Origin of the sequence: Devosia sp. BK (genome assembly GCF_032907385.1) — a bacterium.
In the GTDB taxonomy this organism is placed as follows: domain Bacteria; phylum Pseudomonadota; class Alphaproteobacteria; order Rhizobiales; family Devosiaceae; genus Devosia.
On record NZ_JAIMBX010000001.1, the window covers coordinates 823,862 to 841,369 of the forward strand.

A 17,508-nucleotide genomic window follows, 5' to 3' on the forward strand; every position below is an offset into this window, starting at 1 on the left:
CGGTCCTGATTAGAGGCCAGCCATCGACACGGCAGCACCATCGACTTCGACGGTGCCCGGCGATACGGCGGTCGCGGTGATCACGCGATTGGACATGAGATTGAGCACTTGCAGGCTGGTGCCGCGGCTCGCGCTGGTAATCGCCTGGCCCTTGACGGTTAGAGTCATGGGGCCGCGGCGATAGATGATGGTGACGACGTCGTTCTTGGCGACCGTCAGCGGCGCGCTGACATCGCTCGCGCGGAGCAGCATGCCTTCGCGGCTCTGGCGGTTGAGCGCCATGCCCACGAGCTGTTCGATCGGCACATAGCCATAGGCATCTGCCTGACCGACCGGCACCGATTTCATCACGACGTTCTCGGGGCGGAGGATCGTTCCGGCCGGCAAGTTGGCGGCGAGGTGCGGCATGTCGATCGTCATGTCGATCGTGCCGCTGACATCGAGCGTCTGCGTGCCGTCAGCGAGCATGAACCGGACCGAGAAGTCGCGGCCGCCCTTGGTGTAGCGCAGGCTATCGAGCCGCACGGCAACGCCATTGGTCGAGACCTGGATCGGATCGATGAAGCGCGAGAACTGGATGGTGCTGTTGACCCCGGGGCCGATGAGGCCGCGGGTCGACAATTCCGTCATCACCAGGTTTTCAAGTGTTGCTTCATCCACCGTCATGCCTGCGCGAGTGACGGTCACGGCATTGATGCCGTTGGCTTCAAAGTCGACGATGCCGACGCGGGCAGCGGCAGCGCGAATGGTAGCGATATCGACCTGGCCGGTGGTGCCGGGGGCAGGAGCGCTGAAGATCGCAGTTTCGGCCAGCGCGCCAGCGTCGTCGAACATGTCGGCAACGGTCACGACCTTGTTGGTCACGGTCACATTGCCCCGCAGCGCAGGCGCTGCTTCGGCGGTGGCGACCGTAAGCGACAGGGCGCTGACGAGAGCAAGGCGAGAGAGGAAGGTCACCATGTCCCCCTATCAGCGCAGCTGGCTGGTGGCCTGCATCATCTGGTCTGCACCAGAGATGACGCGGGCATTCATTTCATAGGCGCGCTGGGCAGCGATCAGGTCGGCGATTTCAGTCACCGAATTGACGTTGGCCATTTCGAGGTACGACTGCAGCATGCTGCCATTGCCGTCGGCATTAGCGACGCCGATCTGCGGCGCGCCGCTGGCTGCGGTCTCAAGGAAGAGGTTGTCGCCCATCGATTCGAGACCGGACTTGTTGACGAAGCGCGCCAACTGAAGCTGGCCGAGCTGCGTTGCCGGGCCGCCGGTGCCAATAAAGGCTTCGACCGTACCATCGGGAGAGATGTTCACGCCGGTGGCATTGCCGGGAATGGTGATGCCACCAGAAAGGGCAAAGCCGCTCGAATTGACCAGCGTGCCGTCTTCGTTGCGTTCGAACGAACCGTCACGGGTATAGGCAGTTCGACCATCGGGCAGGTCGACCATGAAGAAACCTTCGCCGCGGACAGCGACGTCGAGTTCGCGTTCGGTCGGGTTGACGCTGCCCTGGCTCATCACGCGAGGCGTGGCGACGGTGCGAACACCCGAACCGATTTCAAGGCCGGCCGGCACAAGCGTGCCTTGGTCCGAGGTCTGCGAGCCGGCGCGCGAGATCTGCTGGTAGAGCAGATCCTCGAACTCGGCGCGCTGACGCTTGAAGCCGGGCGTGCGCATGTTGGCGATGTTGTTGGAGATGACTTCGACATTGCGTTCCTGCGCGCTCATGCCGGTCGATGCGATGTAGAGAGCTTTCATGGCAGTTCCTCAATGTCACGCGTTCATGGAGCCGAGGCGCTTGATCGCATCGCGACGCATGTCGTCCTGCTTCTGGCCCAGCGAGGCGATGGATTCGTAGGCGCGCGTCACGCGGATCATTTCGGCCATCTCGGAAACGCTCGAAACGTTCGACTTCTCGGTAAAGCCCTGCAGTACCCGCGAATTGGTCGCCGGCACCGGCGTGCCGCCGGCGAGCAGGTTGTTGCCCTGGCGGGTCAATGCCTGCGGGTCGGCGAATTCGACGACGCGAAGCTGGCCCTTGGCGCCTTCGCTCGACGAGATCGACCCATCGGCTGCAATCTTTATATCGGTTTCTTCGGGTCCGAACTGGATCTGGCCACCGGTGCCCATGACGGGGTTGCCGGCGAGATCGACGAGCGTGCCAGCATTGTTCAGCTGGAAGGCGCCGGAGCGGGTGTAGCGTTCACCGGCAGCAGTCTGCACGGTGAAAAAGCCGTCACCCGAAATCGCAACGTCGAGGGGCGCATCGGTCTGGACCATCGCACCGGCAGAAAAGTCCTGCACCGTTGCCCAGTCCTGAACATAGGACAGAGTGCGATCCTGACCCGAGAAGTCGCCATGGCGGGCGACCGGCATCTTATACTCTTCGTACAAGAGCTGTTCGGCCTTAAAACCACCTGTGTTAACGTTGGCGATATTGTTGGCCACCATGTCCATCTGGCGCTGCAGAGCCATTTGGCGCGACAGGCCGATGAGTTGTGCGTTCTCGATCATTTCGATCCCCGGTTCGTATCCCCGAGGTGGCTGACTTCCCCAAGTCTGCCGCCTCGCATCTCAAAATGCAGAAACCATGCCAGATTGGGTTCTTCTGCGTTTTCAATGGGTTATTGAAATGGACCGGTTAACTTTGCCGGGTGCTCGTTTTACTTCGCGGCAAGTAATGCCCGGCAGATATTGCCGACTAGGGGCCAAAAGTAACCAAGCGTTAACCAAGATGGCATTAGGTGGACTCATCGCCGGAATCGTCCGGCATGGTTGCATCTGGCGGGGTTTGCATGGCGACGGAAGCGGAAGTTGGCGAGGAAGTGCCAGCCAAGAAGGGCATCAACAAGCTCTTCATTATTATTGGTGCTGCGGCCATCATAGTCCTCATCGCAGGTGCCGGCCTGTTCTTCTTCATGTCCAAGGGCAGCGCACCTGCCGAAGCTGCGGCGGAAGGCCACGAAGCTGCAGCCGGTGAACATGGCGCCCCAGCGGGCGAGCACGGCGCAACTGCTGCTGCCGATACCTTCATCTTCAATCTCGAACCGATGATGGTGAACCTGCAGAGCGCTGATGGCGCCCAGAATTACATGAAGCTCACCGTCGCCCTCGAAGTGGCCGACGAGCATATGATGACCGAAATCCAGCCACGCCTTGCCAAGGTGATCGATGCGTTCCAGGTCTATATGCGCGAGCTGCGCAAGTCCGATCTCGAAGGTTCGGCTGGCGTCTATCGTCTCAAGGAAGAGTTGCTGCGTCGCGTGAACCTTGCGGTCTATCCCGCTCGGATCGAAAGCATTCTCTTCAAGGAAATGCTGGTGCAGTGATGGCTGGCCCTTCAGATCAAGACAAGCTTTCGGAAAACTGGGGTCTCGACGACCTCGATAGCCCCACGCCAAGCTTCAACATTCCCGGCGAGGGTGAAGATGGCGAAGAAGACTGGGCGGCCATGCTCAAGGCCAGCCAGGAAGGCGCGGCCGACGGTGTCGAGCGCGTTCTCAACCAGGACGAGATCGACAATCTTTTCGGTTTCGATGCGGCTACGGCGAGCAATGTAGAGCTGACCGGCGTCCAGGCGCTGATCAATAACGCGCTCGTCAGTTACGAGCGTCTGCCGATGCTCGAAATCGTCTTCGACCGCCTCGTGCGTCTCGCGACGACGTCGCTGCGTAACTTCACGTCAGATAACGTCGAAGTCTCGCTCGACTCCATCTCATCGGTGCGTTTCGGCGATTATCTCAATTCGATCCCGCTGCCGGCCATTCTTTCGGTCATCAAGGCGGAAGAATGGGAGAATTACGGTCTTCTGACTGTAGACTCGAGCCTGATCTATTCGATGATCGACGTGTTGCTCGGCGGCCGCCGTACGGGCGTCGCCATGCGCATCGAAGGTCGTCCCTATACCACCATCGAGCAGGCCCTGGCTCAGCGGCTGATCGAAGTCATTCTCGAGGACACCAAGCGCGCCTTCGAGCCGGTGACGACGGTCAATTTCAAGCTCGAACGCATGGAAACCAATCCACGCTTCGCAGCGATTTCGCGGCCCAACAATGCCGCGATCCTGATCGAGTTGCGGATCGAAATGGACGAGCGCGGCGGCAAGATCGAAATCCTCTTGCCCTACGCCACGATCGAACCCATCCGTGAACAGCTCCTGCAGATGTTCATGGGTGAAAAGTTCGGCCGCGATCCGATCTGGGAAGGGCACCTCGCCACCGAGATCTATCAGGCCGATGTCGAGATCGATGCCGTGCTGCATGAGCAGGAACTGCCGCTCTCGCGCCTTCTCGCGCTCAAGCCCGGCGACACCGTGATGTTCGAGCGCTCGCCGAATGATCCCATTCTGCTTCGCTGCGGCGATGTCGAGCTTACCGAGGCCATTATGGGCCATATCGGAAACCACGTTTCAGTGCGCGTCACGCGCCCCCTCAATCCGCCCAAGGTCACCATGGCGGCATTTGAGGCAATTGATGAATCTATGGAAGGTCGCTGATGTTGGGGTTGTCGATGGGATTGTTCATTGAGGCCGCTGTGTCGGTGCTCATGGCGCTTACCCTGGGGTATTGCGTTGTACTCAACCGTAAGCTCGCCCGGCTTCACGCCGATCGGGATGCGCTCAAATTGATGGTCAGCGATCTGATCGCAGCCACCAATCTTGCCAATCAGGCGATCAAGGAACTCAAGGCCACCGCTGTCGAGGCCGATATGGTCCTCAGCTCGCGGCTTGAAGAAGCCGAGCGCTTCGGCATCGAATTGGCCAATCACGTCAATTCAGGCACCGCGCTGATGCAGAAGATCGTTCGCGTCACCAATGCCGTGCGTCAGAGCCCGGTGATGATGCCGGCCCCTGCAGCCAATGAATCGATCGGCACCGGCAAGGAAAACAATAAGGTGCGTGCGGCCCTCGAGCAGCTCTCGACCCGCGTGCGGAACCGTGGAGTGGCCGCGTGAACCGGATCCGCCTCCTTCCTGTCGTTATCTTGATGATCGGGGCGCTCCTCGTTCTCAAGACCGTGGGTCTCGTGACCCAGGGCAGCTATGCGCTGACCGGCGTCAACGTTGCCCTCGCGGCAGGTGGTGGCGGTGGTGGCCACGGCGGTTCTTCCGAGCCTGCGGCGACCTCGACCCTGTCTCAGCCGACAGTGGCCGATACGTCGCCCACAATTGCCGACACCGCGCCGACGGCGGGTGAACAACCGCCCGTCGCTGCGGGCGGTCACGGCGCACCCGCGCCTGCCAATGATCACGGCGCAACGCCTGCGCCGGAAGCCGGCCATGGCGGCGAAGCGACCCAGGTCGCCGAAGCCAATATCGAAGGCGCGGCCGATGGTGGACATGGGGCCCCCGAAGGCTCCAACAGCGTCGCAGAATTTAATGCCTGCGCACCGCGTCCGGTGGGCGAGGAAACGCCCGATGGCCAATTGACCGCCGTCGGTGCCGATTGTCCGCCAATCAAAGACGCCACGCCGCAGCTGTCGACCCCGAGTGGCAATGTCGATCTCGGCGCATCGGACCCGACGCTGACCGAACAGGTGTTGCTCGACCGGCTCTCTGCCCGCCGCACCGAACTCGACAGCTATGAGCAGGAACTGGCTCTGCGCGCTTCACTCATCGATGCCGCCGAAAAGCGCGTCAACGAACGCACCGCAACGCTCCAGGCCCTCGAATCGCAGATTTCGGGTCTGGTCGAAGAGCGAAAGAAGCTCGAGGAAGACCAGTTCGCTTCGATTGTGTCGATGTACAAGACCATGAAGCCCAAAGATGCTGCCGGCATCTTCAATACGCTCGAAATGGATGTGCTGCTGCGCGTTGCCAAAATGATGCCGCCTCGCAACATGGCTCCGATTCTGGCGGCGATGGACCGGACCAAAGCCGAGGCCCTAACCGTCGCACTCGCCTCGCAAACCTCTGAAAATCCCGAGCAGATGGGCGCTGCCGATCTCGCCGCCTTGCCCCAGATCGTCGGGCAGTAATATTCCTAAGGAGCCCGCGGTGTTTACGCCGCGGGCTTTTTGCTGTCTTCCGGCTGCATTTCCCTCTCCGACACAAGACTTAAGCGCCGCGCGTAATCGGGTGTTAAGCATGCTTGCTTAGTCTGCGGCCAGTGCTTGGTTGTTGGCATGTTCTGGGTTTCCAGGGGTGTTCAGCTCTGCGTCGGGGCAGGTGGAAGTCGTGAATAAGACCATCAATTCGGGTTGGCTGAGGCCGCGTCACCTTCTGGCAGCGGCATATCTGTCGGTCAGCCTCCTCACGGTTTCCGTCGCCATGGGCCAGGATCAGGCCCAGTTCTTTGCGACGCAGGAAGAAGGTTACGGCCGGCTCGTAATCAGCTTTCCCGATCGCGACACCATGCCGGCCTATTCGATGCGCATGACCAATGGTGTTCTCGCGCTCGAGTTCAGCGAGCCCATCAACGTCTCTCTGCCCGACGTCGCCTCGATTCTCCCCGATTATCTCTCGGTTGCGCGCCTCGATCCCTCGGGCAAGGGGCTGCGCATTGGCCTCCGCACGACGCTCAATTTCAACCGCACCGAGGCGGGCACCAAACTTTTCATCGATCTCCTGCCCTCCAATTGGCAGGGCTCGCCGCCACCGCTCCCCGATGACGTCATCGCCGAGATGACCCAACGCGCCGAGCGCCTGGCGCTGCGTGCCGATCAGCAGCGCAAGGCCAATGTCGTTGCCGAGCAGAACCCCAAGGGCACGCTGCGAATCGGCCGCAATCCCACCTTCATGCGCCTGCAGTTCGATTGGACCATTCCGACCCAGGCCAAGTTCGAGCAGGAAGGCGAGGTCGGCAATCTTGAATTCGAATGGCCGGTCGAGGTCGATCTGCGCGATCTGCTGTCCGATCTGCCGCCCGAAATCGTCACCGCCAAGAACACCGTCGATCTCGATGGCAGCGGGGTCAACCTCCGCTTTGCCAAAGGCATCACGCCGCGATTCTATTCGACCGGGCCCAACCAATATGTCCTCGATATCGACGTTGAGGGTCAGGGCCTGCCGGAATTTTCGGCCGAGGCGCTTGCCGCCGAAGTGCCACATGATACCGCTGATGCTGGCGCCGAGGCCGGGCAGGGCGCCTCCACCGGGCAAGATCTCACCGTCGTACCCCCCAGCGAAATCACGCCCTTCGTCACCAATATCGGCAGCACCGTCCGCGTCGTCTTCCCGTTCACGCAGGAAACGCCCGCTGCCATTTTCCGGCGCGGCGATTCTGTCTGGCTGATGTTCGATACGAGCAGCGCCATCCAGATCCCCAGCGATCTCGAAGAGCTCTCCGACATTTCCGACGAGTTCGTCGTCTCGATGGCGGACAATGCTCAGATCGTGCGTCTCGACCTGTCCAAGGATCGGCTCGCGACCATGGGGTCCGAGGGGCAATCCTGGGTGCTCTCGCTGGGCGATGTCATGATGGCGCCGACCGAGCCGATGGAGTTGACCCGTCGCCGCGATATGCGCGGTGATTTCGAGATGACCGCCAATCTCGTTCGCCCCGGCCGTGTCCACCAGTTTCAGGATCCGCTCGTTGGCGACACGCTCGATGTGGTCACCATCTATCCACCCGCGCGCGGCATCACGCGCTCGCTCGATTATGTCGACTTCACCGCCATGACGAGTGTCCACGGCCTCGTCATTCGCCCCAAGGCCGACGATCTCTCGATTTCGCTCGAAAATGCCCTTGCCGTCATCGGCACCAATGAAGGGCTCGAAGTTTCCTCGACCGACAGCCTCCGTCACGGCGTCGCCGCCACCGTGCCGACCGACCGCCCGGGCTATGTCGATTATGAGCCGCTCGTGCAATCAGACGCGGGAGTCTTCGGCAAGCAGCGCGACGAACTGGAAGCCGCTGCCGCCGCCAGCGATGGCCGCGCGCGCGATGCGGCGCGTGTCGATCTCGCCGAGTTCTATGTCGCCAATGGTTTTGCCATGGAGGCCCTTGGTGTCCTTCGCGTCACCGAAGGCAATCTGCGCAATGATGAATTGCTCGCCAAGCTGAAGATGAGCATGGCCGCTGCCAATATCATGGCTGGCCGGCCGCAAGACGCGCTGACGCAGCTCAACACGCCCGACTATGATCAGGACATCGATGGCATGTTCTGGCGCGCCATCGCCCGCTCGCATGCCGGCGACTATGCAGGGGCGCGCGCCGATGCCACCCAGGCCTATTCCATCATCGATTCCTATCCCGGCTGGGCGCGCGAAACCTTCCTTCTGGCCGCCACCCGAGCGGCCATCGAAGAGCATTATGCCGATCAGGCCCAGCAGATGATCGGCGACGTTCGCTTCTCCGATCTCGGCAATGACCAGGTGGCCGATTTCAACCTCCTCACCGGCCGCATCGCCGAAGAGCGTGGCGAATTCAACAATGCCATCGATATCTATGGGCAGGTCATCGCCATGGAAGTGCGCGAGCCGCGCGCCGAAGCCGTCTACCGCACGCTCAAAATCCTCGACCAGCAGAAGCGCCTCGATATCGTCAAGGGCGCCCAGACGCTCTCTGCCGAAGCGCTGCTCTGGCGCGGCGATGCACTCGAAGCCTCTATGCAGGGCATGCTGGCCGATCTCTATTTCCGCTCGGGCGAATACCGTCAGGGTTTTGAATCGGTGATGGCCGCTGTGGCGAGCGATCCTGATAGCCGCGACGTGCAGGCGCTCAGCGACAATGCGCAAAAGACTTTTAACGAGCTGTTCCTCAATGGCCTTGCCGATTCCATCGGCCCGGTCGAAGCGCTCAGCATCTACTATGACTTCCGCCAGTTGACCCCGCCGGGCACGCGCGGCGATGAGATGATCCGCAATCTTGCCCGTCGCCTCGTCCGCGTCGATCTGCTGCCGCAGGCGGCAGAGCTGCTTAAGTATCAGCTCGACAATCGTCTGCGCGGCGTGGCCCGCACGCAGGTCGCGTCCGATCTCGCGGTCATTTACCTCGCCGATCAGAAGCCCGCCGAGGCGATGCGTGTTCTCAACGACACGCGGCTCCCCGATCTACCCGATGGCCTCGGCCGTCAGCGCCGCATTCTCGAAGCCCGCGCTCTCCTCGATGGCGGTCGCGATCAGCTCGCGCTCGACATGATCCGCGAATTGACCGGCAAGGATGTCGACCTCATGCGCATCGACGCGCATTGGAAGGCCAAGCGTTACGGTCAGGCCGGCCAGCTCATCGAAGGGCTCTATCCGGCAACGCCGGGCGTGCCCCTCAGCAAGTCCGCCCGCATGGCCGTTCTACAGGCCGCAGTCGGCTACGTCCTGAGCAATGATTCGAGCGGCATTGCCCGCCTCAGGTCGAAATATTCCGACGCCATGGTCAGCTCGCCCGAATGGCCGATGTTCGACTATGTCACCGGCCCAATCGAAGCCACCAGCAACCAGTTCCGCCAAGTCGCCACCGAAATCGCCTCCGTCAACGGGCTCGAAACCTTCCTCTCGGCCTATCGCGAAGTCTACGGCAGCGAAGGCGCGCTGACTCCGGAGTCGGCGGCGCAGCCGGATGGTGCGGTAGCGACGCTGAAGTAGGAGAGGCCATCGCTGGAAATTGTTGGCGAGATAAAGATGTCGCCAAAAGTCACGTGAGTGACGGGTAGCTATTCATAGAGGCCGTTTTCGACCCCGTTCAAGAAATGGATTAGCTCCTGAAAGCGGATACACCCGCCTCAGGCCGTTAGGAAAAAGTCGATCCATCGCTCAGAACTGCAGGATCAATATAGCTATCGCCACAGCAACGACAATCGCCATGATCAAGATATGGATGTGCACCCTACGCTCCTGCGCTGATCCAGATCGGGCCAGAACCTTCAGCCGGCCCGCACGGAGGCCGCGGTCGAGATTTTCGGGCTCGTAAAGGCTTGTGCAAACCGGAGTGAAGTCCGGCTTCATGTGCCAAACGAGCGCCCGAAGATTGGCCGGTGAGCCAACTGGTATCAGCCGGCATCCGACTACACGCTCGCCCGCCGCTACCGGAGAGGATGCCTCGATTAGCACACTCTCCGGGACCGGCTCTCTACGGCCCGGCAGCACACGCTGCACGCCGTAGAGCTTTTTTTCCACCCTCATCAGACTGGTTTTGCCTGCTGCTTGGGCGCGCGCGCTTGCGACGTGCCGAGCACGAGCGCGCCGAGCAAGGCCGAGATTAGAGATCCCAAGAGAACGCCGAGTTTGACCTCGTCCTGCAGCAGCGTTGAGTCAGGGAAGGCAAGCAAGCCAATAAAAAGACTCATGGTGAAGCCAATGCCGCAAAGAAGGGACACCCCATAGACCTGCCGCCATGTTGCATACATCGGCAATTCGGCCCAGCCGGCGCGAATGACGAGTGCGGCCGCCGCAAAGACCCCGACCTGCTTGCCGATGACGAGACCCGCCGCAACACCGAGCGGCACTGGATCGGCAAGTTGGCCGATCGACATACCGGCAAATGACACGCCAGCATTGGCAAAGCCGAAGATCGGCAGGATCAGGAAGGTCACCCAGGGTTGCAGGCCGTGCTCAAGCTTATGCAGCGGGGAATCCATGTCGTCGGGACGCGTAGGGCTCGGGCGTAGCGGGATCGTCAGCGCGAGAACGACGCCAGCAAGCGTAGCGTGGATGCCTGATTGCAGGACGAAGAACCAGAGCACCGCGCCGAGCAGCAAATAGGGCCACAGCACACGCACCCCAATCCGGTTCATGGCAACGAGCGCAACGATGAGACCGCCGGCAAGACCAAGGTTTATCATATCAATTGAGGTCGTATAGAAGAGCGCAATGATGATGACAGCGCCAAGGTCATCGATGATGGCGAGAGCGGTCAGGAAAACTTTTAGCGTTGTGGGCACGCGCGATCCCAAAAGCGATAGTACGCCAAGCGCGAAGGCAATGTCCGTCGCGGCCGGGATGGCCCAGCCGTTGGGGTGACCTGTTGGTCCCATATTGAACGCCAGATAAATCAGCGCGGGCCCCACCATACCGCCTATGGCGGCAGAGCCGGGCAGAACGCGCCTCGGCCATGTCGAAAGCTGCCCATCAATGACCTCCCGCTTGATCTCGAGACCGACCAACAGAAAGAACAGCGCCATCAACCCGTCATTGATCCAATGGTGCACCGAGAGGCCGCCGACATAGGCGTGAAGCCCATCGAAGTAAGCGGCGGCGAGCGGCGAATTGGCGACCAGGATGGCGAGCGCCGAGCCAACCATAAGAATGATACCGCCCGAAGAGGCGTTGTCGAGAAAGGCGCGGAGAAGAGAAACGGGACGCGTGGGCGCAGCAGACATTGTCGCCAGCTCCTTAGGACACGGATGTTCGGAAAAGTGGTTTAGGCCGGACGCGACAAAGCGCGTGGCTGCTCAAGAGCCGCCGCTGGGCAAACCAGAAATGCAATGAGAATGGAGTGGCTCTGTTCAGCCAAGCACAAGTGGGCCATGGGTCTCTTTCGAGATTGTGTTCCGCTGGCGGCCCGACCAGCGCAATCCTGCCCCATGAGGGCACCCGAGGAAGGTCTAGCGAACTGTGTCGGAAATTTCAAGCAATGTTGGGATGCGGTTAGCGGCCAAGAAGCGTGCCAAATCTCTTCCCGCACCAATGTCGGCTTATGATGACTGTGAGTTTAAAGCCGCCAACCTTCGTCCCATCCCTTATCTGCCGTTTAGCCCAACGCCACCTAACTCACAAAACTTCGCACGAGCGAGCCGACGACCAGATACCAGCCATCCACAAGCACGAAGAAAATCAGCTTGAAGGGCAGGGAGATCACCACCGGCGGCAGCATCATCATACCCATGCTCATCAGCACCGAGGCGACGACCATGTCGATGATGACGAAGGGCAGGAACAGCAGGAAGCCGATTTCGAAGGCGCGCCGCAGTTCTGAAATCAGGAAAGCCGGGATCAGCAATTGCAGCGGAATGGCTTCCGCTTCATCGGGGATTTCTGCATCGGTCAGGTCGTAGAACAGCGACAGGTCCTGATCGCGAACGTTGGCGCGCATGAAGGCATGGAGCGGCGCTACGGTCGGCTCGAAGGCTTCGGTGATCTCGATCTGCCCGGCCAGGAGCGGCGCGATGCCATTGTCATAGCTCTGCTGCAGCGTCGGCTGCATGATGAAGAAGGTCAGGAACAGCGCGAGCGAGATCATCACCGAGTTCGGCGGCGCCGTCTGGAGACCGATTGCCGTGCGGAGCAGGGACAGCACGACGACGATACGGGTAAAACTCGTCACCATTACGAGGATGGATGGCGCGAGCGACAGGATGGTCAGAAGGCCGATGAACTGGATGGCGCGCTCGGCGATCGCGGTGTCGTCGCCGAAGCCGATGGAGATGTCCTGCGCCTGGGCGATGCCCGTTGCCAGAAGCGTCAGCCCGGCGGCAAGCGCCAGGCCGATAAACGCCGTTTTCTTGAGGCGCCTGCGCGGGGCGCTAGTTTCTGTTGCTCTCGCCCTGCGCTTCGTGATCACGCGTTATGCCTTCGTTAACCGGCTCATCTGCGCCTTCTTTAGCTGAGTCGGCCGCGTTTACGGGCGAAATGTCCGCTTTATACCCCGGCGGCAAAGTGTCCTGCGTCGTTACCGGGCGCAGCAGGCCCGTATGGCGCAGCGATTTGCCCGGCGCATGCTCGCGCACCTTGTTGGCTTCGCGGGCGCGATCTGCGGCGGCGCCGGGGCCCGCTGCAACAGTCGCAGCCGGCACGATCGTCGGCTTCACATCCGTCTTGCGCCCTTCATTGGCCGGGCGGCGGCCAACCATTGGCACGGGGCGGCGCGAGGTTTGCGCGGCGGGCGGCTCTGGAGGCGTGATCCCCGATTCCACGACGAGGTCCTGGCTGCCGCCGGTCAGGATCAGGTGTTCGACATTGTCACGCCGCACGATCAGCAATTGCCGCTTCTGATCGACCACCAGAGTGTCGATGATCGCGAGGCGCCGGTTGCGTCCACGCACGCCATTGCTCGACACGTTGAAGACCAGTTTGAGCAGCCATACACCGAGGATGATGAGGACGATTACGGCCCCGAGGGCGAAGAAAGCGGTCAGGTATGTACTGCCGCTACCGCCGAAAAGGCTGGTGATGAACTGCACTGATTCTAACTCCTAAAGTGGCCGCCGTGATTCTGACGGGCATTTTCTGCCCAGTCAAACCAGGCAATCGTGCAGATTGCGAGGCAATTTGGGACAGCATGCGTGCTCTATTAACTCTTCTTTAACCACAAATGGGCAGGATTTTCCTATCTAGCCTGGACTCAAGGAGCGCTGGCGATGGGATTGTTGGATATGCCGGTCTTCGCGGCGCTGACGGACAAGATGCGCTGGCATCAGGCCCGGCAGGGATTGCTCGCCGAAAACGTCGCCAACGCCGATAACCCCGGCTTCAAGGGTCGCGACCTCAAGCAATACAACTTCGAGGATCGGTTCAAGGTCGCACAGGCGCCGACGGTGGCGACTGCAGCGACCCAGCCTATGCACTTTTCCACCAGCCTTGGCGGCGGTTCAAGCTTTGCCGACCAGCGCATGGTGAATTTCGAGGTCACGCCGCGCGGAAACGGCATCACGCTCGAAGACGAAATGATGAAGGTCACGACCAATATGATGGATTATCAGGCCGCGACCTCCCTTTACCAGAAGTCGGTCAAGATCTTGAAGACCGCACTCGGCAAAACAGCATAAGGAGGGCGTGACCCATGGACTTCAACACTTCGATTGGCATCGCCGCAACTGGCCTTCATGCTCAGTCCGCCCGTATGCGCGTCATCGCTGAAAACATCGCCAATGCCGACTCGACGGCCTCGACCCCGGGCGGCCAGCCCTACCGTCGCCGCGTGCCGACGTTCGAAACGGTGATGAACCAGGAGCTTGGCGGTAAGGTCATCACAATGGGCAAGGTTGCCCTCGATCAAAGCGATTTCACGAGCCGCTACGAACCCGGCCATCCGGCCGCGGATGCCAGCGGTTACGTCCAGTATCCCAACGTCAATACGCTCATCGAGACGATGGACATGCGCGAGGCCCAGCGCAGTTACGAGGCCAATCTCAACGTGGTTACCATCTCTCGCCAGATGCTCGGGCAGACGCTCGACATCCTGCGCGGCTGACGTTCTAGGGGGCAAATATCATGGCGTCGACACCATTCAACATCGCAGCCGCGGCCTATGGCAATGCCAGCCGCCTCGCGTCGCAAATCAGCCGTCCGGAAGTCGAAAGCACGATCGCCGGGATTTCCGGTGGTCCGAACTTCGCACAGATGCTGGCCCAGTCGGTCCAGGGCATCGCCGAAACCGGCCGCGCCGCCGACCCGACTGCCGTCGCGTCGCTCAACGATGCCGCAAGCCGTCTTCTCTCCCAGGCGTCGCAGCCGGGCGCGCAGCTCGGCACCAATGCCGGCAAATCAGGCAATGAATTCGCCCAGATGCTGGCCCAGTCGGTGCAGGGTGTCGTCGATACCGGCCGCTCCTCGGACAAAATGGCCATCGACATGGTCAACGGCAAAGCCAATGTCGTCGATATGGTCACCGCCATGTCCCAGACCGAGTTTGCCATCGACAGCATCGTGACCATTCGCGACCGCGTCATCCAGTCCTATGAATCGATCATGAGCATGCCGATCTAAGGCATGCTTTCGCTCTCGCAACTTTGAGGGCTGCCGCTGCATAGAATTCGCGGCGGATTCAGGAATCAGTTACCTATGGCTTCGCGATTCTGTTCGCGGAGCGACTAAAATGACCGGCGCCGAAGTTCTCGACATTGCCAATCAGGGCATTTGGACGCTCGTCATCGTGTCCCTGCCCATGATGCTCGTCGGTCTCGTCGTGGGCGTCGTCATCGCGCTCTTTCAGGCGCTGACGCAGATCCAGGAACAGACCCTGGTCTTCGTGCCCAAGATCATCGCCATCTTCGTCACCATGCTGATCGCCCTGCCGTTCATGGGCGCGACCATGTCGGCTTATATGACGCGCGTGGTCGACATGATCATCGTCGGCGGCTGATGTTTACGCTCAACATCGATTGGGCGCCTGGCGCCGCCTTTACCTATCTCATCCTGTTTTCGCGCATCGCCGCGATGCTGATGCTGATGCCGGCATTGGGTGAAGACACGATCCCCGCGCGCTTGCGTCTCTCCTTTGCGCTGCTGCTGACTTTGGTACTATACCCATTGCTGCGCGACGTGATTCCGCCCGCTTCGACCGATTTCGGCCCGATGCTGGGACTGCTGTTCCATGAGATCGCCGTTGGCCTCATCATCGGGGCCATCGTGCGCATCACCACCATGGCCACCCAGGTCGCGGGCGCCATCGTCGCCTTCCAGACTGGCCTTTCCGGCGCCATGGCGGCCGACCCGACCCAGCAGGGCATGCAGGCTGCGGTGTTTTCAAGCTTTCTGTCGTTCCTCGGCATCACGCTGATCTTTGCGACCGATCTCCATCACATGATCCTCGCGGCGATCTACGACAGCTATGATGTGTTCTCGCCGACCATGCCCATCATGTCGGAAGATGCCATGCAACTGGCGCTCAAGACCGTCGCCGGCGCCTTCTCGGTCGGCGTTCAGATGTCGGCGCCCTTCATCGTCTTCGGGCTGGTGTTCAACCTTGGCGCCGGCATCCTGGCCCGCCTGATGCCTGCCTTGCAGGTTTATTTTCTGCTCATGCCCGCCAACATCCTGGCGGGCCTCGTGCTTTTCGCGCTGCTGCTCATGATGATGATGGGGTGGTATCTCTCCGCCTTTGAAAATCATCTGGCCATGTGGAGGGGGTAGTCGATGTCAGACGAAGCCCCGGAGCAGGAAAGCAAAACAGAAGATCCCTCCCATAGAAAGCTCGAGGAAGCCCATAAAAAGGGCGATGTCGCCAAGAGCCAGGAGGTAACGGCCTGGTTCATGCTGGTGGGCATGGCCGTCGTGGTCTCGTCGATGGCGCCTTGGGTCGCCCAGCAGATCAGCAATCCGCTCCAGATTATCATGATGAATGCCGATCGCTTCGACGTCGAGGGATCGGGTTTTTCTGCGTTTTTCAACGGGCTCGCGCTCGCCATGATCGGCGCAGTGCTGGCCCCGCTTGGCGTACTTTACGTTTGCGGCGTCGTCGCCAATCTGATCCAGCACAAACCGCTGTTCTCGACCGAGCCCGTCACCCCGAAATTCTCCAAGATTTCTCCGCTCGCTGGCGCCAAGCGCCTGTTTTCGGGAGAAGCGCTGGTCAATTTTGGCAAGGGGCTCGCCAAGATCGCCGTTGTCGGCACCGTCGTCGTGATGACCGTCTGGCCTGAGCGCGATCGCCTCGACACCATGATGACGGCAGACCCGATCGTCATCCTGCTCGATTTCCAGGAATTGGCGGTCAAGATCCTGACCTCAGTGCTCATCGTCGTCACCGCTATTGCGGCCGCCGACTACTTCTACACACGCAACAAGTGGTGGAAGCGGCAGATGATGACCATGCAGGAAACGCGCGACGAATATAAGCAGATGGAAGGCGATCCGCACGTCAAGGGCCGCATTCGCCAGCTCCGGCAGGAGAAGGCGCGTAAGCGCATGATGCAGGCCGTGCCCGACGCCACGGTCGTTGTCACCAACCCGACCCACTATGCCGTGGCGCTTAAATACGAAAAGGGCATGGGCGCACCAAAATGCGTCGCTAAGGGCGCCGACGCGGTCGCCTTGCGCATTCGCACCGTGGCCAAGGAAAGCGATGTGCCGATCATCGAAAATCCGCCGCTCGCCCGCGCGCTCTACGCGTCGGTTGACGTTGACCAGGATATCCCCGCCGAACACTTCAAGGCTGTCGCCGAGATTATCGGCTTCGTCATGCGCCTCAAGCACGGCCAGAGCTGGAAGGCGCGCTGATCGCGGCTGTGCTGCTAGAGGCCTAGGGTTGAGATCACGAAATCCGCCCGCGCGACGACCGGGATTTTTGGAAGCTCGATCACGTCATATCCCATTGCGGGGTAGTCGCGCTTTAGCCGCTCATATTCCACCAGTGCGGCGTCTAGCCCATGTTGCCGCTCGGCATCTCTGCGGTAGATCTCTGGCCATGGCGGCGTCAAAAACACTGTCTTGTGGAAGCTCGGATAGCCAGCCTCATAGAGCACGCCGCGATTGCCCGTCACTTCGGCCAGACCAGACAGAGCATCGAAAAGCCCGCGGTCGAAAAATACCGGGCCATCGAGTGTACTTGCCGTCGCAAGATCCTCTCGCGAGAGCGACACTGCTCTGGTCAGAAACCCCTTGAGATCCAGCCAGGGCAGGGCGCTTCCGCCCGCGGCTTCTTCCTCGATAACGATCCTTCGCCCCGGCTCTTCGATCACGGCAAAGCCGCGCCGGGACAGTTCGGTCAGCAGCGTGGATTTGCCGCCGCCTGAGCAGCCGGAAATAATGATCAACCCGTTCAAATTCGAATTCCTTTCGTGAGGTTTTATTGCGCCAAACCGCAGGGATTTGAGGCACAGGGCGGGAAAAGCCGCCTTCGCTCTCCCAACGGGGGAATCCATTTGCTAAACCAATGTCGAGTGTCCCGAATCGGGGCAGGTTTTGCGCTGGAGCTCCCAT

The 17,508-nt window shown here is 60.7% G+C and carries 18 protein-coding genes; 11 read left to right on the top strand and 7 right to left on the bottom strand.

Translation table 11 applies throughout. The features are described from left to right. Positions 1 to 9 precede the first annotated feature (9 nt). Genes flgA through flgF form a run of 3 tightly spaced genes read right to left on the bottom strand, consistent with a single transcriptional unit; the run spans position 10 to position 2,508 of the window. Positions 10 to 957 carry a flagellar basal body P-ring formation chaperone FlgA gene (flgA, locus tag DevBK_RS03935; protein WP_162236082.1) on the bottom strand — a complete coding sequence of 316 codons (948 nt, stop codon included), beginning with the start codon at positions 955 to 957 and terminating at the stop codon, positions 10 to 12. A gap of 12 nt (positions 958 to 969) precedes the next feature. Further along, positions 970 to 1,755, bottom strand: a complete 786-nt coding sequence (flgG, locus tag DevBK_RS03940) for a flagellar basal-body rod protein FlgG (protein ID WP_061911204.1) — start codon at positions 1,753 to 1,755, stop codon at positions 970 to 972. A gap of 15 nt (positions 1,756 to 1,770) precedes the next feature. Then, positions 1,771 to 2,508 (bottom strand): flagellar basal-body rod protein FlgF, encoded by a 738-nt coding sequence (gene flgF, locus DevBK_RS03945; protein WP_061911609.1) that lies wholly within the window; start codon positions 2,506 to 2,508, stop codon positions 1,771 to 1,773. 284 nt (positions 2,509 to 2,792) lie between these two features. On the opposite strand from flgF, the gene DevBK_RS03950 reads away from it, so the two are divergent. The 5 genes from DevBK_RS03950 (at position 2,793) to DevBK_RS03970 (ending at position 9,516) form a co-directional block, all read left to right on the top strand. Further along, positions 2,793 to 3,326: a flagellar basal body-associated FliL family protein gene (locus DevBK_RS03950; RefSeq protein WP_062630420.1), complete on the top strand. Its 534-nt coding sequence runs from the start codon at positions 2,793 to 2,795 to the stop codon at positions 3,324 to 3,326. Beyond that, positions 3,326 to 4,492, top strand: coding sequence for a flagellar motor switch protein FliM (gene fliM, locus DevBK_RS03955; RefSeq protein ID WP_062630419.1), 1,167 nt, complete (start codon positions 3,326 to 3,328; stop codon positions 4,490 to 4,492). The genes DevBK_RS03950 and fliM overlap by 1 nt, the downstream gene beginning before the upstream one ends. Positions 4,493 to 4,506: 14 nt before the next feature. Continuing rightward, on the top strand, positions 4,507 to 4,950 hold the full coding sequence (locus DevBK_RS03960) for a DUF6468 domain-containing protein (protein WP_156352106.1): 444 nt from the start codon (positions 4,507 to 4,509) through the stop codon (positions 4,948 to 4,950). Continuing rightward, the gene (locus DevBK_RS03965; protein WP_317184532.1) at positions 4,947 to 5,972 is read left to right on the top strand and encodes a hypothetical protein; all 1,026 of its coding nucleotides are present in this window, start codon (positions 4,947 to 4,949) and stop codon (positions 5,970 to 5,972) included. Before DevBK_RS03960 ends, DevBK_RS03965 begins: the two co-directional genes overlap by 4 nt. 199 nt (positions 5,973 to 6,171) lie before the next feature. Further along, positions 6,172 to 9,516, top strand: coding sequence for a hypothetical protein (locus tag DevBK_RS03970; protein ID WP_317184533.1), 3,345 nt, complete (start codon positions 6,172 to 6,174; stop codon positions 9,514 to 9,516). 536 nt (positions 9,517 to 10,052) lie between these two features. Here the strand turns inward: DevBK_RS03970 and nhaA are convergent. The 3 genes from nhaA to DevBK_RS03985 all read right to left on the bottom strand — a co-directional run bounded on the left by nhaA (position 10,053) and on the right by DevBK_RS03985 (position 13,049). Next, the gene (gene nhaA / locus DevBK_RS03975) at positions 10,053 to 11,249 is read right to left on the bottom strand and encodes a Na+/H+ antiporter NhaA (RefSeq protein ID WP_317184534.1); all 1,197 of its coding nucleotides are present in this window, start codon (positions 11,247 to 11,249) and stop codon (positions 10,053 to 10,055) included. Between the two features lie 386 nt (positions 11,250 to 11,635). Continuing rightward, positions 11,636 to 12,427 (bottom strand): flagellar type III secretion system pore protein FliP, encoded by a 792-nt coding sequence (gene fliP / locus DevBK_RS03980; RefSeq protein WP_061911610.1) that lies wholly within the window; start codon positions 12,425 to 12,427, stop codon positions 11,636 to 11,638. Next, entirely contained in the window at positions 12,393 to 13,049 is a 657-nt protein-coding gene (locus tag DevBK_RS03985; protein ID WP_317184535.1) for a flagellar biosynthetic protein FliO, read from the bottom strand. Before DevBK_RS03985 ends, fliP begins: the two co-directional genes overlap by 35 nt. Positions 13,050 to 13,226: 177 nt before the next feature. Here DevBK_RS03985 and flgB point away from each other — a divergent pair, with 177 nt between their 5' ends. The 6 genes from flgB to flhB all read left to right on the top strand — a co-directional run bounded on the left by flgB (position 13,227) and on the right by flhB (position 16,806). After that, positions 13,227 to 13,634, top strand: a complete 408-nt coding sequence (gene flgB / locus DevBK_RS03990; RefSeq protein ID WP_061911221.1) for a flagellar basal body rod protein FlgB — start codon at positions 13,227 to 13,229, stop codon at positions 13,632 to 13,634. A 14-nt stretch (positions 13,635 to 13,648) separates the two neighbouring features. After that, positions 13,649 to 14,059 (top strand): flagellar basal body rod protein FlgC, encoded by a 411-nt coding sequence (gene flgC / locus DevBK_RS03995; RefSeq protein ID WP_061911223.1) that lies wholly within the window; start codon positions 13,649 to 13,651, stop codon positions 14,057 to 14,059. 20 nt (positions 14,060 to 14,079) lie between these two features. Then, a complete protein-coding gene (locus DevBK_RS04000; protein ID WP_244484022.1) occupies positions 14,080 to 14,574 on the top strand; it encodes a flagellar hook-basal body complex protein FliE in 495 nt (164 codons plus the stop codon). Positions 14,575 to 14,683: 109 nt separating this feature from the next. Next, entirely contained in the window at positions 14,684 to 14,950 is a 267-nt protein-coding gene (gene fliQ / locus DevBK_RS04005; protein ID WP_061911225.1) for a flagellar biosynthesis protein FliQ, read from the top strand. Continuing rightward, positions 14,950 to 15,720 carry a flagellar biosynthetic protein FliR gene (fliR, locus tag DevBK_RS04010; protein WP_061911227.1) on the top strand — a complete coding sequence of 257 codons (771 nt, stop codon included), beginning with the start codon at positions 14,950 to 14,952 and terminating at the stop codon, positions 15,718 to 15,720. The genes fliQ and fliR overlap by 1 nt, the downstream gene beginning before the upstream one ends. A 3-nt stretch (positions 15,721 to 15,723) precedes the next feature. Then, a complete protein-coding gene (gene flhB / locus DevBK_RS04015; protein WP_062630411.1) occupies positions 15,724 to 16,806 on the top strand; it encodes a flagellar biosynthesis protein FlhB in 1,083 nt (360 codons plus the stop codon). Between the two features lie 14 nt (positions 16,807 to 16,820). Here the strand turns inward: flhB and DevBK_RS04020 are convergent, their stop codons facing one another. Continuing rightward, positions 16,821 to 17,351 (bottom strand): AAA family ATPase, encoded by a 531-nt coding sequence (locus DevBK_RS04020; RefSeq protein WP_317184536.1) that lies wholly within the window; start codon positions 17,349 to 17,351, stop codon positions 16,821 to 16,823. Positions 17,352 to 17,508 lie beyond the last annotated feature (157 nt).

What these genes read in the sequence shown, in the direction of transcription:
- flgG (WP_061911204.1), bottom strand. Translation starts at nt 1,755, where the DNA reads ATGAAAGCTCTCTACATCGCATCGACCGGCATGAGCGCGCAGGAACGC.
- DevBK_RS03950 (WP_062630420.1), top strand. Translation starts at nt 2,793, where the DNA reads ATGGCGACGGAAGCGGAAGTTGGCGAGGAAGTGCCAGCCAAGAAGGGC.
- fliM (WP_062630419.1), top strand. Translation starts at nt 3,326, where the DNA reads ATGGCTGGCCCTTCAGATCAAGACAAGCTTTCGGAAAACTGGGGTCTC.
- DevBK_RS03960 (WP_156352106.1), top strand. Translation starts at nt 4,507, where the DNA reads ATGGGATTGTTCATTGAGGCCGCTGTGTCGGTGCTCATGGCGCTTACC.
- nhaA (WP_317184534.1), bottom strand. Translation starts at nt 11,249, where the DNA reads ATGTCTGCTGCGCCCACGCGTCCCGTTTCTCTTCTCCGCGCCTTTCTC.
- flgB (WP_061911221.1), top strand. Translation starts at nt 13,227, where the DNA reads ATGGGATTGTTGGATATGCCGGTCTTCGCGGCGCTGACGGACAAGATG.
- flgC (WP_061911223.1), top strand. Translation starts at nt 13,649, where the DNA reads ATGGACTTCAACACTTCGATTGGCATCGCCGCAACTGGCCTTCATGCT.
- DevBK_RS04000 (WP_244484022.1), top strand. Translation starts at nt 14,080, where the DNA reads ATGGCGTCGACACCATTCAACATCGCAGCCGCGGCCTATGGCAATGCC.
- fliQ (WP_061911225.1), top strand. Translation starts at nt 14,684, where the DNA reads ATGACCGGCGCCGAAGTTCTCGACATTGCCAATCAGGGCATTTGGACG.
- fliR (WP_061911227.1), top strand. Translation starts at nt 14,950, where the DNA reads ATGTTTACGCTCAACATCGATTGGGCGCCTGGCGCCGCCTTTACCTAT.
- flhB (WP_062630411.1), top strand. Translation starts at nt 15,724, where the DNA reads ATGTCAGACGAAGCCCCGGAGCAGGAAAGCAAAACAGAAGATCCCTCC.